Origin of the sequence: Pedomonas mirosovicensis, assembly GCF_022569295.1 — a bacterium.
In the GTDB taxonomy this organism is placed as follows: domain Bacteria; phylum Pseudomonadota; class Alphaproteobacteria; order Sphingomonadales; family Sphingomonadaceae; genus Pedomonas; species Pedomonas mirosovicensis.
This window is the reverse complement of the sequence record NZ_JAKFIA010000002.1, coordinates 705,010-719,810: the sequence shown is the minus strand read 5'-3', so window position 1 is coordinate 719,810 and position 14,801 is coordinate 705,010. Positions and strand designations below refer to the sequence as shown.

13 protein-coding genes and 1 riboswitch are annotated in these 14,801 nt (G+C 61.5%); of the genes, 2 read left to right on the top strand and 11 right to left on the bottom strand.

The genetic code is table 11. The annotated features are described in order from the left end of the window. Positions 1 to 77 precede the first annotated feature (77 nt). From L0C21_RS15925 to L0C21_RS15885, 9 genes are all read right to left on the bottom strand, one after another. Complete coding sequence (locus L0C21_RS15925; protein WP_259279394.1) at positions 78 to 878, bottom strand: acyl-CoA thioesterase; 801 nt, start codon at positions 876 to 878, stop codon at positions 78 to 80. Continuing rightward, positions 875 to 3,229 carry a 5-methyltetrahydropteroyltriglutamate--homocysteine S-methyltransferase gene (gene metE / locus L0C21_RS15920; protein WP_259279393.1) on the bottom strand — a complete coding sequence of 785 codons (2,355 nt, stop codon included), beginning with the start codon at positions 3,227 to 3,229 and terminating at the stop codon, positions 875 to 877. Before metE ends, L0C21_RS15925 begins: the two co-directional genes overlap by 4 nt. A gap of 114 nt (positions 3,230 to 3,343) precedes the next feature. Then, positions 3,344 to 3,553: riboswitch (cobalamin riboswitch) on the bottom strand. Positions 3,554 to 3,661: 108 nt separating this feature from the next. Further along, positions 3,662 to 5,080: an efflux transporter outer membrane subunit gene (locus tag L0C21_RS15915; protein ID WP_259279392.1), complete on the bottom strand. Its 1,419-nt coding sequence runs from the start codon at positions 5,078 to 5,080 to the stop codon at positions 3,662 to 3,664. A 4-nt stretch (positions 5,081 to 5,084) separates the two neighbouring features. Next, the gene (locus L0C21_RS15910; RefSeq protein ID WP_259279391.1) at positions 5,085 to 6,206 is read right to left on the bottom strand and encodes an ABC transporter permease; all 1,122 of its coding nucleotides are present in this window, start codon (positions 6,204 to 6,206) and stop codon (positions 5,085 to 5,087) included. Next, entirely contained in the window at positions 6,206 to 7,333 is a 1,128-nt protein-coding gene (locus L0C21_RS15905; RefSeq protein ID WP_259279390.1) for an ABC transporter permease, read from the bottom strand. Before L0C21_RS15905 ends, L0C21_RS15910 begins: the two co-directional genes overlap by 1 nt. Next, complete coding sequence (locus tag L0C21_RS15900) at positions 7,330 to 9,054, bottom strand: ATP-binding cassette domain-containing protein (RefSeq protein WP_259279389.1); 1,725 nt, start codon at positions 9,052 to 9,054, stop codon at positions 7,330 to 7,332. The genes L0C21_RS15905 and L0C21_RS15900 overlap by 4 nt, the downstream gene beginning before the upstream one ends. Before the next feature lies 1 nt (position 9,055). Beyond that, positions 9,056 to 10,069 carry a secretion protein HlyD gene (gene hlyD, locus L0C21_RS15895; RefSeq protein ID WP_259279388.1) on the bottom strand — a complete coding sequence of 338 codons (1,014 nt, stop codon included), beginning with the start codon at positions 10,067 to 10,069 and terminating at the stop codon, positions 9,056 to 9,058. Continuing rightward, positions 10,066 to 10,431 (bottom strand): CerR family C-terminal domain-containing protein, encoded by a 366-nt coding sequence (locus L0C21_RS15890; RefSeq protein WP_259279387.1) that lies wholly within the window; start codon positions 10,429 to 10,431, stop codon positions 10,066 to 10,068. The genes hlyD and L0C21_RS15890 overlap by 4 nt, the downstream gene beginning before the upstream one ends. 5 nt (positions 10,432 to 10,436) lie before the next feature. Next, entirely contained in the window at positions 10,437 to 10,727 is a 291-nt protein-coding gene (locus tag L0C21_RS15885) for a TetR family transcriptional regulator (protein ID WP_259279386.1), read from the bottom strand. 217 nt (positions 10,728 to 10,944) lie between these two features. Between L0C21_RS15885 and L0C21_RS15880 the strand changes: the two genes are divergently transcribed. Continuing rightward, positions 10,945 to 12,270 carry a DUF418 domain-containing protein gene (locus L0C21_RS15880; protein ID WP_259279385.1) on the top strand — a complete coding sequence of 442 codons (1,326 nt, stop codon included), beginning with the start codon at positions 10,945 to 10,947 and terminating at the stop codon, positions 12,268 to 12,270. A gap of 152 nt (positions 12,271 to 12,422) precedes the next feature. Here L0C21_RS15880 and L0C21_RS15875 read toward each other — a convergent pair whose 3' ends face one another. After that, entirely contained in the window at positions 12,423 to 13,262 is an 840-nt protein-coding gene (locus tag L0C21_RS15875) for a formate/nitrite transporter family protein (protein WP_259279384.1), read from the bottom strand. Positions 13,263 to 13,533: 271 nt separating this feature from the next. On the opposite strand from L0C21_RS15875, the gene L0C21_RS15870 reads away from it, so the two are divergent. Then, a complete protein-coding gene (locus L0C21_RS15870) occupies positions 13,534 to 14,280 on the top strand; it encodes a ZIP family metal transporter (protein ID WP_259279383.1) in 747 nt (248 codons plus the stop codon). Between the two features lie 112 nt (positions 14,281 to 14,392). Here L0C21_RS15870 and L0C21_RS15865 read toward each other — a convergent pair whose 3' ends face one another. Further along, entirely contained in the window at positions 14,393 to 14,704 is a 312-nt protein-coding gene (locus L0C21_RS15865; RefSeq protein ID WP_259279382.1) for a hypothetical protein, read from the bottom strand. Positions 14,705 to 14,801: the final 97 nt, after the last annotated feature.

The window sequence follows — 14,801 nt, the reverse complement described above, 5'->3', positions numbered from 1 at the left end:
ACAGCCTTCCCGCGCGGAATGGCCCGGCCTCGCCTGAAATGGCGGCCGGGCCACCTGCTGCGAGCGGCTCGCGACATTTACCCGATTGCCGCCGCCTCCAATGGCCGAACCACCGCCGGGCGATGATCCTCGTCCACCGCGACCATGACGAAGGTCCCGTGACCGCAGCGTCGCCGATCACCGAATCGCAGGTTCTCCGCCCAGAGGTCCACATCGACCGTCATCGAGCTGCACCCGACCTTGGCGATGCGCGGCACGAGTTCGACGACCTCACCCTCCTGAATGTGGCTTATAAAATCCACACGCTGCGAGGAGGCCATGACGACCGCCTTCCGGCAGTGGCGCGTGGCCGCGACAAAGGCGGCCTTGCCCATGGCGGCAAGCGCCTTGCCGCCATAGAGGCTGCCGTAGTGGCTGGTCTCTCCGGGGAAGACCATTTCCACCATGCGGAGCTCATCGGCAAAGCTCGGCTCCGGCTGGGCCGGGAGCGGTGGCAGATGCCATCCGCTCCCATCCGTCACCTTGCCCACCGCCACCATGTTGAAGACGCCCCGGCCGCACAAACGCCGCTCGTTTGTGAGCAGCGCCTCAGCGACCAGATCGACCTCAACGGCGAGCGAGCGCCGCCCGACCCGGACAACGCGCCCGGTCAGCTCGACGATCTCCCCAAGCCGCGCCGGCGCCTTGAAATCGATGCGCTCGCAGGATGCCGTAACGAAGTCCACAGAGGCGTGGCGCGACGCGGCGATAAAGGCAACCTTGTCCATATGGGCAAGGCCAATGCCACCGAAGAGCGTGCCGTGATGGTTGGTATCGCCCGGAAAGACAATGTCGATCAGGCGCGTGATTCTGGGCGCGGATGGAAGCTGCTCGCTCATTCCGCCGCCTCCGCGACGCTCGCCCGAAGCTGTCTTGCGGCCTCGACCATGTTGACGAGCGCTGGGCGGACTTCTTCCCACTTGCGGGTTTTCAGGCCGCAGTCGGGATTGACCCAGAGCTGCCGGTCGGACAGGCGCTCGCGCGCAAGGCTTAGCAGGCGTGCCATCTCCTCCACCGAGGGCACGCGCGGCGAGTGAATGTCGTAGACACCGGGCCCGATCTCGTTCGGATATTTATAGGTCCGGAAAGCGTCCAGCAGCTCCATCTTCGAGCGGGAGGTCTCGATCGAGATGACGTCCGCATCCATTACCGCGATTGCGTCTAGAATATCATTGAACTCCGAATAGCACATGTGGGTGTGGATCTGCGTTGTATCCGCAACGCCGGACGCAGCGAGCCGGAAGCTCTCAATGGCCCAGTCGAGATAGGTCTTCCAGTCGGCCTGCCGCAGCGGCAAGCCTTCGCGCAGGGCAGCCTCGTCGATCTGGATCATCTTCGCGCCCGCGGCTTCCAGGTCCCGCACCTCATCGCGGATGGCCAGCGCGATCTGGCGGCAGGCAAGCGCGCGGGGGATATCGTCCCTGACGAACGACCAGTTGAGGATCGTAACCGGCCCGGTCAGCATGCCCTTGATCGGCTTTTGGGTGAGCGACTGGGCATGGCGCCACCACTCAACCGTCATGGGCGCAGGCCGCGACACATCCCCAAACAGGATTGGCGGCCGGACGTAGCGTGAGCCATAGCTCTGCACCCAGCCATGCTTGGTGAAGGCAAAGCCCGCAAGCCGCTCGCCGAAATACTGCACCATGTCGTTGCGCTCGAATTCGCCATGCACCAGCACATCAAGTCCGATTTCCTCCTGCCAGCGCACGGCAGCCTCGGTTTCCCGGCGCAGAAAGGCCTTGTAGTCGACAATGCTCAGCGCACCCTTGGCGTGGGCAGCACGCGCCTTTCGAACATCCTCCGTCTGAGGGAAGGAACCGATCGTCGTCGTCGGGAACAGCGGCAAGTTCAGCGCTGCACGTTGAAGCCGTGAACGCTCCGCAAAGGAACCGAACCGCCTTGTCATTTCCGGGCTGACTGCCTTGATGCGGGCTGCAACGGCCACATCGTGAACCTTGGCGGAGGTTGTACGCCGCTCAGCTGCCTTGGTGGAGGCGGTCAATTGCTGCGCCACGGTCTGCCGACCGCCAGCAAGTGCCTTGCCAAGAACAGACAACTCGCCGATCTTCTGGGCGGCAAAGGCGAGCCATTCCTTCACATCCGGGTCCAGCTCCGTCTCCAACTCAAGATCGATCGGCACGTGAATGAGCGAGCAGGATGGCGCAATCTCGAACCGCTCCGCGCCATGCTCGGCAACGATCGGCTCCAGACGGTCAAGAATCTGGGACAGGTTGGCGCGCCAGACATTGCGGCCGTTGATAACGCCGAGCGAAAGCACCAGATCGGACGGAGCCTTGGCCAGCGTGGCCTCCAGTTGCTCCGGAGCCCGGACAAGGTCGAGATGGAGACCCGCAACCGGCAGGCTGAGGGCCGTCCCCAGATTATCGTCAAGCCCACCGAAGTAGGTCGTCAGCATGACCTTCAGCTGCGGTACTTGCTTCGCAAACAGGCCGTATGCCGTCCGCAATGCGGCACGTGCCGTCTCGTCGAGGTCAAGCGCCAGACAGGGCTCGTCCACTTGAACCCATGTTGCACCGTTTGCGGCAAGGCGCTCCAGCACCTCCACATAGACAGGCAGCAGATTCTCAAGGAGTGACAGAGGATCGAGCGAGGGATCCTTGCTCTTGCCGAGTTTCAGGTAGGTCACCGGCCCCAGGAGAACGGGGCGCGTCTCATAACCAAGCGCTTTGGCTTCCAGATACTCTTCGATTGGCTTGATGGACGCGAGACGGAACTGCTGTCCTGTGGTGAACTCTGGCACCATGTAATGGTAGTTGGTATCGAACCACTTGGTCATCTCGAGAGCCGGCACGCCATGGCTGTGAGCAGTGCAGCCATGCGAACAGGTGTCGCTGTGCCCACCGCCCTGGCTGCCACGAGCCATGGCGAAGTAGGTGTCGAGCGGCACGGGGCCATCGGTCCAGCCATAGACATCAGGGATGGCGCCGACCATGACACTCGTATCGAGCACATGGTCGTAAAGCGAGAAGTCGTTCGACGGGATGTTGGTTACGCCGAGGGCCTTCTGGCGCGCCCAGTTTTCGGCGCGCAAACGTGCTGCCGCCTGCAATAGCGTTGCCGCATCAGACTTGCCGGACCAGTAGGCTTCCAGAGCGAGTTTCAGTTCGCGGCGCGGACCGATCCGCGGCACGCCAAGAGTGCTGACAGGTAAGGAAGTAAGAGACATCGGCTCAACCCCATTTCAATGTTGGGGGCAAAGGCCGAGCGGACGCGCGTAAGAAGTCAGGAACAAAGCGCCCCTGGCCGCAAACTGTGCGTACCACCGGGACACCCCGCCCAGGGACGTTATGGCGTCGCGGCAGGTCTCCTGGCTCGCGGGTCGTCGCCTCCGTCCGGCCTTCCCGAGGGCATTCCCTCAGTGACGCGTGATGGACTTCAGCTTGCCGCTTACAGTTGCGGGGGCAGCTCCGGCATTGCCAATGGCGCACCGGATTCCCTCTTAGCTCCGACGCGCAAGACGCGCCGGAGAACCACGACACAGCGAAGATTGACCGCGCATCGGGCTGAAGTCAATAGACATAAAGACATGTTTATGTCGTGATATTCTTTTAAAGCGATATCATCTGCAGTACCGGGCGGGACTTTCGCATCTTATGCGTTATGCCCCGCCTTCGCCTTGTTCCCACCCGCCCCCAAGGGCCTTGTAGAGTGCAATCAGCGCATTCAGTTCCGCCGCCCGGGCCTCGACGCTCTGCCGATCAGCGAGGCTAAAGGCAGATTGCGCGTTGAGAAGTACGATCAAATCATCTTCGCCCGCCCGGTATCGCTGCCGGGCCAAGTCCAGAGCTACGGCCGACTGGGCACGGGCAGCTTCACTCCGCCGGCGCGTTTCCTGCGCTGCTGAGAAACGATTGATCGCCGTCTCGCTTTCGGATAGCGCCGAGATGACCAGCCGCTCATAGCGGGCAGCGGCGGCTTCGGCCTTGGCATCGGCGGCGCGGATCTGCGCCCGGATCCGCCCGCCCGAAAACAGGGGCCAATGGAAGGTGGGCCCAGCCTGGAAACGCAAGCTGTCCCCCGACGTCAGATCGTCCGTATCTCTTGCCTGAAGCCCCACCCCACCGATCAGCGAAAACCGCGGAAACAGGTCCGCCGTTGCCACCCCGATGTCAGCCGTCGCTGCCGCCAGCTCGCGCTCTGCCTGACGCACATCCGGTCGGCGGCGCAGCAGGTCCGCCCGCAGGCCAACGGGGACGACTGAAGGCGCTTGGGGAAGCGCTCCACGGACCAGCAGCGTTTCAGGGATTTTCTCAGGCGGCTGGCCGATCAGCACCCCGATCCGGTAAGCGGCGGCCGTTGCATCGACCTCCAGACTTTGTAACTCCGCCGTCGTCGTTTGCGCCTGGGCATCGGCCCGCGCGAAATCGAACCTTGATGCCTCGCCCGCCCGATAGCGTGCACCGACAAGGCGGGCGACCTCCTGCTGTGCCTCGGCATCGTTGCGAGCGCTGGCAAGGCGGGCCTGCGCCGCACGCAAATCCACATAGCTTCTGGCCACTTCCGCAACGATACTGAGGAGGACGCTGCGGCGCGCCTCCTCAGCAGCTTCCACCCGCGCCTCAGCGCCTTCAACGGCCCGCCGCGTCGCCCCCCAAATGTCGATCTCCCAAGAGGCATCGAAGCCTATGTCGTAAAGCGGAAAGGTCGGATCAAAGCCTGGAATGCGGTTGACCGGAATCTGGCCATTTTCGCTGAGGCGATTTTTGGTGGCAGAGCCCGCCGCGTCGATCGCCGGCAGAGCCCGGCCGCGCACCGCGTCCCGGTCCGCCCGCGCCTGGCGCAGGCGCGCCTCAGCTTCCCGTAGGTCGAAATTGTTCCTAAGCGCCGTATCGATCAGACCCGCCAGCATCGGGTCCTTGAGCGTGCGCCACCAGGTAGTATCAATGTCTCGCGTATCCGCCGGCGATTGCCATTCAGGGGCAACCTGCATCGGTGGCGGCGCGTAATCTGGACCGACCGCCGTACAGGCCGCTAGAGCTGCGGCGGATACCATCAGCAGAACAAGACGGCGATACATGGCCTCACTCCATTCGAGCGCGGAAGAGGACGGCCGAGGCGCTGAGCGTAACCAGCGCAATCAGCGCCATAGGCCAGGTGTTGGCAAGGATCGCATCGGCCGGCATGTTCTTCAGGAAGACCCCCTCGGATATGATGAGAAAGTATCTGAGCGGATTAATCACCGTTACCGCCTGAAGCCACGCGGGCATGTTGTCGATCGGAGTTGCGAACCCTGAAAGCAAGACCGCAGGCACGCTGACCAGAAAAGAGCCGAGAAAAGCCTGCTGCTGGGTATAGGAGAGAGTCGAGACCAGCATGCCGACGCCAATCAGGGAGAGAAGATAGACAATCATCGCGGGATAGAAGAACAGGAGCGAACCGGTAAGCGGCACCCCGAACACTGTTGGGATCAGCAGGATATAAACGGTGGCATTGAAAAGACCGATCAGCAGCGGCGGCGTCATCTTGCCGATCAGAATTTCATGAACGCGCAGGGGTGAGACCATCAGCTGATCGAAGCTGCCCAGCTCCCGCTCGCGCGCGACCGATTGGGCAGTGATGGCAAGCCCCATAAGCGAGCCGATAACGACGATCAGTCCCGGCATGACGAACCACTGATACTCCAGGTTGGGATTGAACCAGTGGGTCACCGTGGTCCACGTAACGGGTGCATGCCCGTCTGGCCGCGGGTGCGCTTCGGCCGCGACACTGCTAATGATCTGACTGAGATAACCCGCCACGATCTGGGAGGCATTGGAGCGGCGGCCATCCAGGATGATCTGAACCTCGGCGGTGTTCCCCGCCAGCACATCGGCGCTGAACCGGGCATCGAAGGCAACGGCGGCGATCACCTCCTGATTGTTGATCGCATCATGCAAATCCGCGCGGGAGCGCAGCGCAACAACGTGCCTGACATTCGGGCTTCCGGCGATGCGGGAGACGACTTCATGGCTCCATACGCCGTGGTCTTGATCGAGCACGCCTACATCGAAATTCTTCACCTCCAGCGTTGCGGCAAAGCCGAACACGAACAGTTGCAGGAGTGGCGGCGCGATGAGCGTCGCCCGTGATTTAGGGTCACGCAGCACGGCCCAGAGTTCTTTAAGGATAATCGCCCACAAGCGATGAACGGCTGGCCAGTCCATCAGGCAATCCTCCGCCGGGTCGCCCGGAAGGCAAGACCAAAGAAGAGGCATCCGAACCCCAGCATCGCCAGGATGTTGGGAAGGAATAAGCTCCACATGTCACCGACCACGAACACCGTCGTCAACGGCGGAACGAGATAGCGGGCCGGCACGGCGTAGGTGATCCACTGGATCAACCTGGGCATGGAGGGGATCTCGTACAGAAACCCGGACAGGAGCATACCGGGAAGGAAGGCGGTCAGAAGCGCCACTTGGCTTGCCACGAACTGGTTTTTTGTGGCCGCCGAAATAAGGAGCCCCTGCCCGAGCGCAGGCATTAGAAAAGCAGAGGCGATGGCAAGAAGAGCAAGGATGGAGCCCCGCAAGGGCACGCCGAAAAGAAGAATTGCCAGCACTGTGCACAGAGCCATGGAGCCAAGCGCCAGCCCGAAATAGGGGAGGATCTTGGCTGCTAGGAACTCCGCCATGCTGATGGGGGTGGCCATCAGCCCCTCGAGCGTCCCCCGCTCCCATTCGCGGGCGACGACAAGGGCTGTCAGCAGGGTCCCGATCATGGTCATGACGATAGTGATGGAACCGGGGACCAACGCAAACCGGCTTTCAAGGCCAGGGTTGAACCAGTGGCGCGTCTCGATGGAGATCAGCTGAGTGTTTTGCCTGCCATTCTCGCGCAAATATCCTTCCGCCCAAGCCGCGCGTACACCCTCCGCATAGGCGGCCACAAATGCGGCCGTATTGGGCAGCGATCCATCAGTAATCACCTGGATACCAGTGCCCCGCCTGGAGGCCACATCCCGCCCGAAATCAGCCGGAATCACCACGATGCCTCGAATATCTCCCGCCACAAGGGCACGTCTGAGCTCGGTAACGTCCCGCTGCATCGTTACCTCGAACCAGGGCGAGTGACGGTAGGCGCTGGCAAGGCTTAACGCCGACGCGCTTGAGTCCTCAACCGCCAATCCGATCCGCGTGCGGGTGGTATCGAGCGACACGCCGTAACCGAAGAGAAACAGAAGGATCAGCGGCAAGGCGAAGGCGATCAGCATGGCCGAGGGATCACGCACGATTTGCAGCGACTCCTTGGCAAGCAGCGCAAGGAAGCGCCGAGCGTTGAAGGTAGTGTTCATGCTGCCTCCACCTCCTGCTCGCAGGCCTTGATAAGCGCGATGAATGCATCCTCCATCGTCGGATCGGCAAGGCTTGTGAGTGTGGTAGCCCGAGCCTTCAGATCGTCGGGTGTGCCGATGGCGATCTCCCGCGCTCGGTAAATAAGCGCAATGCGATCACAATATTCCGCTTCCTCCATGAAGTGGGTCGTCACCAGAACCGTCACGCCCCGCTGCACCAGCCCGTTGATGTGTCCCCAGAACTCCCGGCGGGTGACCGGGTCGACACCCGATGTCGGCTCGTCGAGGAACAGCACGGGCGGCTCGTGAAGGACCGCGCAGGCAAGCGCCAGACGCTGCTTGAGGCCGAGCGGCAGCGTGCCGGCGTTCGTCGTGAGGTAACGCTCCAGCTCAAAGATCTCGATGGCTCGGTCAATCGCTTCGCGCCGGGCAGAACGATTAAGACCATAGACTCCGCCAAAGAAGTCCAAATTCTGCTGAACGCTGAGATCGCCGTAGAGCGAGAACTTCTGAGCCATGTAGCCGAGAGACTGGCGCGCATCCGCCCGTGCCGTCCGCAGGTCATGACCTGCGACCTTGCCCTCGCCGGAGGTTGGCGTCAGCAGGCCGCAGAGCATTTTAAAGGTGGTGGATTTGCCCGCGCCGTTGGGGCCAAGCAGGCCAAAGATCTGCCCGCGCGGAACGGAGAAGGTGATATCCTTGGCTGCTGTGAACGCGCCGAACGTTTTGGTCAGCCCCCGCGCCTCGATGGCCGGTTGGTCAGTCTCCGGCACCCACCGATAGTGTTGCGCCAAAGGGCTCGCGCCCCCTGGAGCCCCACCCAGCACATCGATGAAGGCATCCTCAAAGCGCGGAGACACGCTCTCAATCCGCTCGCTGGAAGAAGCGCCGAGTGCGGCGGCTTCAGGCGGTGCATGCTGCGCGGTCAGGAAACGGATGGCGCTGCCTTGGATGATCGCATCGGTGATTTCCGCCTTTGCCGTGATCCGCTCGAGCAAAGGCCGCCGTTCTTCCTGGGGCAAGGCGAGCCGGAAGGTTCGCCCGTCCACGCGGGCTGTCAGCCGGTCCGGCGGCCCGCTGAACAAAAGCTGCCCTTCGTTCAGGAGAAAAACCGTGTCGCATTTCTCGGCCTCATCGAGATAGGCCGTCGACCACAGAACACCCATCCCCTCGCCCGCCAGCTCTTGCACCATGGCCCAGAGTTCGCGGCGCGCAACCGGATCAACACCAACGCCGGGTTCATCAAGCAACAGGAGCTTCGGGGTTCTGACAAGAGCGCAGGCCAGACCCAGCTTTTGCTTCATGCCGCCCGATAGTTGGCCGGCATGGCGTGCCTGAAACCGACCCAGGTCCGTGAATTCGAGCAGCCGCTCCAACACATCCTCGCGCAAGGCCGGGTCAAGGCCGCGCAGATCTGCATAAAGCCGCAGATTTTCAAGAACACTCAGGTCCTCATAGAGGCCGAAGCGCTGCGGCATATAACCAATGGCCGACCGATCGGTGCTGACCGCCGGACACCCAAGGACGGAGACCTCCCCTTCATCCGGATCGATCAAGCCTGCGAGCAGCCGAATAAGCGTGGTCTTGCCCGCGCCATCCGGACCAACGAGACCGGTCATGTGACCGGCTGCAATATCCATATCAACTGAATTGAGGGCCGGCGGCCCGGTCTCGCCGAAACGCTTGGTGACACCAACGGCACGGGCGATAGCTTCGGCCATGTCAGCGTTGCGCCTCCGGGTGCAGACCAACGATCTTGACCGTCACCGGCTGACCCTGGCGCAGGCGATTATCAGCATCGGTGACATTGATCCGCAGGCGGAAGACAAGATCCGTCCGCAAATCCTCCGTCTGCACTGTCTTCGGCGTAAACTCGGCCGTCGGCGAGACAAAGCCGATGATGCCATGATAAGTTTTTGGGTTACCGTCACTTGTAACTTCAACCCGCATGCCCGGCGCGATACGGCCAAGGTCCGGCTCTGGCACATAGGCGCGCACGCGTACCGGCCGGTCAATGGTCAGGGTGAAAACCGTCTCCCCCGGTTGCACGATGGCACCCGGCTCACGCGCGCGGGTCAGGATGGTACCGGGTGAAGGAGCTCGCAGCGTTGCATCCTGAAGACTAGTGCGTGCCCGGTCCCGCTCGGCAATGGCGGCGGCCAGTTGCGCCTCGGCCGCGGCAATATCCTCACGGCGGAACCCGGCCTGCTGCAACGACAGCAGCTGCTCGGCCGATCGCAGCTCAGCTTGCGCCGCAAGATATTCCGCCTCGGCAGCCTCAAAAGCTGCCTTCGAAACCGCGCCGTTGGCAACCAGCCCGCGGCGGCGCTCAAAGCTTTCCCGAGCGCGGGCGAGCGCCGCCTGGCGCGCCGCAACCGCAGCTTTAGCCTGAGCGATCTCCTGAGGCCTATTACCTGCCCGACGCTTCTCGAGTTCGGCCCGGGCAACCGCCACCTGCGCCTCGGCCGCGGCAAGCGCATCCCGGAACGGCACGGGATCAAGCTGTGCCAACACCATGCCCTGCGCTGCCTCGGCGCCCTCATCGACCGCCATGGTCTCGATCCGCCCGCCGACTCGGAAGCCGAGATTCACCTCCCGAATATCCACGTTGCCGTAGAGGATGAGGCTCTCGTCCTTATCCTTTGCCCAAAGGCCAAAGCCCCGCGTGACAACCGCCGCCGCAATCATCACTCCTACAACTATGAGAAGAATGATGGCGCGGCGGCGGCTATTCATTGGTCTGCCTCTCTAAAACTACAGTGGACGATTGCCAGCGTATGGGCCCGCACAACCCGCTGAATGGCGGCAACGCCATCTGCGTGGATTTCCCACCATCCGGTCAGGCGTAGAAGAGAACTGCGCGCGGTTCTGAAGACAAGCGCCTGGCCAATAATGGCGAGTACACGCAGCCGCACCTCGGTCGCATCGCACCGGCCCTCGGCAAGCGCCTCGACAAGCGCCACGATCCGGTGCGCCACCACGCCCATGGTCGCGAAGATGGTGTCGAAAGCCTCGGTCGGGTCCATCTGCTCCCGCACGATGAACCGCGCCCACCGCTCGCTTTCCGGATCGGTCATCACTTCAACGAAGCGATCCATAAGGGTCAACAGTGCCTTGGTCGCCGCATCCAGACCGGCTCCCCCACGACGCCTGCCTCTGAGGCAGCAAGCGCTGGCGCCATGCGCTGGCCAATCTGTTCAGCGATATAGCGAGCTGCCGCCAGATAAAGTCCTTCCTTCCCGCCATAATGGTAGGTGATGGCGGACATGGTAGTAGCAGCGGCTGCCGCAATCTTGCGCGTGCTGGCGCCATCCAGTCCTTCCCGGCCAAACTGGTCGATGGCCGCCTCAAGCAGGCGCATCTCGATTGGCAAGGAGGGCCTTGTCTGTTCCATAATGGCTACTTAGTTCGATCGAACGAACTAGTCAAAATATATTCATCCCTCTCCAGTCCAACAGCATGCTGTCTGTAGCGCGGATTAGGCTGTGACAGGGCACGGACAAACAACATTCCCGAATTGCTAGAATTTGGTGCATGATCCCACGTGAGGAACATGGGCATGCGCGCGATCCCAAGTCTTGGCGGGAACGGCGCACGTGGGAGGAGGTATAATGAGCGCAGAGCGATCTCTGGGCCCAACGCCTGCGGATAAGCGAATCCGCCTTCTTGATTATCTGCGCGGCATTGCCGTCTGCGGCATTCTACCGGTCAACATCATCGTCATGGGCACGGTCGGCGGCACTGAGGGCCGGACCTTTCCCGCCCGCCTGGATGCGAACTGGATCGGCTGGAGCATCCAGCGTCTGTTCCTTGAAGGCGCCATGCGCGGCCTTTTCACGCTTCTGTTTGGCGCGGGAATGCTGATGATGCTCCGGCGCACAGAGGGAGATACTCCCCAGGTGGCGCCAATCGATATCTGGACCCGACGCTGTCTCGCCCTGCTTCTCTTCGGCGTTATTCATTTCGCCTTGCTTCTGTGGCCAGGCGAGATTTTATGGACTTATGGTGTTGCCGGCTTTGCCCTGCTGGCCTTCCGAAGCGCAAGGCCAGCAACGCTCTGGATAGCGGCCCTCATCATTCTTGCCTCCCTCAGCGCATTTCGCGCCTACGATACCGGCACCTGGGTTGCCCGCTACCAGCTCGCAGCAACGGCGGAGCTAGCGCAACAACAGGGACAAACGCTAACCCAAGAACAAAAAACGGCCTTGGAGACGGCACAGGAAGTAAAGAACTCCGTTTACCCAGGCGAGGCGGCCCGCCGCGCAGAGATCGACCAAAGAACGAATCTTGGGCCGCTCCTTTCCTGGAGCGCGGCCGGATGGGCGTCGCGTCACCTCGGGAATTACAGCTGGCTTGGCGTTGCCGAAAGTCTCAGCTTCATGCTGATCGGCATGGCGCTCTTCCGCTCTGGAGTGCTCACCGGCAACTGCTCTTTCCGGAAATATATGAAAATGGCAGCCATTGGGATCAGCTTTGGCCTGGCCCTTCGCACGTTAGATTTTCTCTGGCAGGCCCGAACGGGTTTCGAGCTCGACATTCACCGCCTGAACCTTTCGGTTTCGCTACTGCGTTCAGCCAGCTACGAGCCGGCACGTCTCGCCCTCACCCTCGGTTATATTGGCCTTATCGCGCTGCTGTTTCAGCAAAGAGCGCCAGCGCGTTCTGGCTTCCTCGAGGCCCTCGGCCGCATGGCCCTGACAGCCTATACGCTCCAGTCACTCCTGACCTCCACCCTGTTCTACGGCTTCGGCACTTTCGGCACCTTTGGCTATGCCGCGCTCGCCGCAATTAGCGCTGCGATTTGGTTCGTCAGCGGCACCTTCTGCCTCTGGTGGTTGAGGCACTTCTCGATAGGCCCTGCCGAGTGGCTGTTGCGAGCGATCGCCTATGGCCGTCTACCACGCCTGCGTGCGCCAGTGAGCGCGCCGCTACTGTGAGGCTTGGGCGCGGCCGCAATCCTCCACAGTTCACCACTGAGCTTGACGGCCCGGCCGGGCGATTGGTTGTCAGATCGACGCTGATTGGCACCTCCGCCATGATGCGCTTGTGTTTACGCCCTGACGATGGTCCACCAAAAGCTCTGTTCACGTTACAATTCGGCGCGCACTTGTGCATGGTTAAGGGTTGCAACCAGAATTCCGCCACCCAGCGTGTTGCCGAGCAGGGTTGGCAGCAGAAACTCCAGAAAATAGGAATCCCATCCGATCGCACCAACGAGGGCGACATAGGCGACCTCTGCCGAACCGGCAATCACATGGGCAAGATGACCAAGGCCAACGAAGTAGGTCAGTAGGATAACAACAAAAAGACGGGCTGTGCCAGCGGCCGGCAGCAGCCATACCATCAGGGCGATCATCCAGCCGGCAACGATCGCCCGTACAAACGTAGTCCAGAACCCGCTTTCCACAGCCCGCACGCCAATTTCCTCAAATGCCTGGTACACATCCGCATCGAACAGGTGCGCGTACGAGACCACTAGGGCAAAGAGGATAGTGCCTGTTATATTGGCCAGGAATACGACACTCCATAACCGGGCCAGCGCGCCGATGGCTCCCAGCGTCTTTGCATGCAGAACTGGAACGACGCCGGTCAGGGTGTTTTCTGTAAACAATTGCTGGCGACCCAGCACGACCGCCACGAAGCCAAGCGAATAGCCGAAGCTGGCGATCAGCTTGCGCCAGGGCGCATCTGGCAAGGCCGCGTGCAATAGCCCCTCGCCCATCAGCGAGAGCCCCATGGAAAGCCCCGCTGCCAACCCCGACCAAGCGAGCGATGATACGGGGCGAGCCAGCTCTTCCTCCCCCTCCCGGCGGATTGCCTCGTGAATGATGATAGCATTTGGGCTCGTGCGCTTGGTGGCCTCATGTTCCTCGCGTGGAGAGAGAGCCTCTGTCGCCTCAAACGTATCGGATTCGTCATCACGTTCCATATGAACGTCCCCATGCTTCATCCGTATGGCCGTTTCGACAGCCCTTCCTTGCCATCAGGACAATGCCCAAATACGCTCCCTCGCCTCACAGAATAAGGGAACTCTGGCCTTATTGTCGTGTTCCCCTGACCTTCCATGCATAACGCAGGCATTGGGAAGCGATATCGGCATTGCCAAGACGGCCCGGCTTCGCTTCAGGCCTGCCTAGGCTCTTGCGCGAGCACTGAAGGAGACCAACAGTTACTCGCCTGCCACTATAGGGAGCATTGCAATGCCACTGTGGGCACAGGCCGGACTCTGGTCACTGCTTGGGGCATCTTCGCTGCTTGTTGGGGCACTCCTGGGCTATCTCCTAAAGCTCCCCACGCGGCTAACTGCCGGCATTATGGCTTTTGGTTGCGGGGTCCTCATCTCTGCTGTTGCCTACGACCTGATTATGGAGGGATTTCAGCAAGGTGGACTGTGGCCGATCATCGGCGGCGCCCTCGCCGGCTCAGCCGCCTATACGATCGCCAATTGGCTCGTTAACAAAGGTGGCGGCAAGCATCGGAAACGATCGGGCGATCAGCAGAAGGATCAGGCTGGAGGCGGCATGGCCATCGCCATTGGCTCTTTGCTTGATGGTGTGCCGGAGTCTATCGTGCTCGGCGTCGGCCTCTTGACAGGGGGAAGCGTCAGCCTCGCCATGCTGGCTGCCATATTCCTGTCTAACCTGCCCGAAGGCATGACAAGCGCGATCGGCATGAAGAAGGCCGGACGCAGCAGACTTTACGTCTTCGGGCTGTGGACAGGCGTGGTTGCTCTCTCCACATGTGCCGCTGCGACCGGCGCTGCCCTCCTTGGCGATGCTGCCCCCTCGTCGATCGCAGCGGTCAATGCCGTGGCGGCCGGAGCACTCCTGGCAATGATTGCAGACACCATGCTGCCGGAAGCTGTGGAAGAGGAGCATGGTGGCACGGGAATGCTCGTTGTTGTAGGATTGCTCGCAGCCTTTGCTCTATCACATAGCAGCTTATGACGATTGCCGGTGGACACCAAGTTTCACTTCAGACGATCTGGAATTATCTCTTGTCGCAATCAGGCGCGAGAATGAGACAACGTTGCTGTGCTTATGGATGGATTGCAGCTTTTCAGAACAAAACAGTAACAACCTTGTAAGGGACAGGGTCGTTGCCTTCATGCTGCAGGCGGAAAATGTCATTGCCCCAGACGATGCAATGCGATTGGAAGGAACACTGCTGCTGCAGCACGGCCACCGGAATGCCACGCACCTCGTGGATCCGCTGCGCCACCCGATAGGCGCGGGCGAAATTCGTGAGTTCGGTTCGCCTTTGCGATGGGAACTCGGGCCATGGCGCCGCGCCTTGGCAGCTGGTGGCAGGCCCGCTTACTTCGAGTTGCACCGGGCGGCTAGCCGTGAATTGCTTATCCCTTGCTGTCATGCCCCTCTACTCCTCAAGCCCCGGCGCGCGCTTACGTCCTGCCAAGCCGAAAGAAGGACGTCTCACCGCGCTTTCCGGATTACTGCAACTGTCAAAC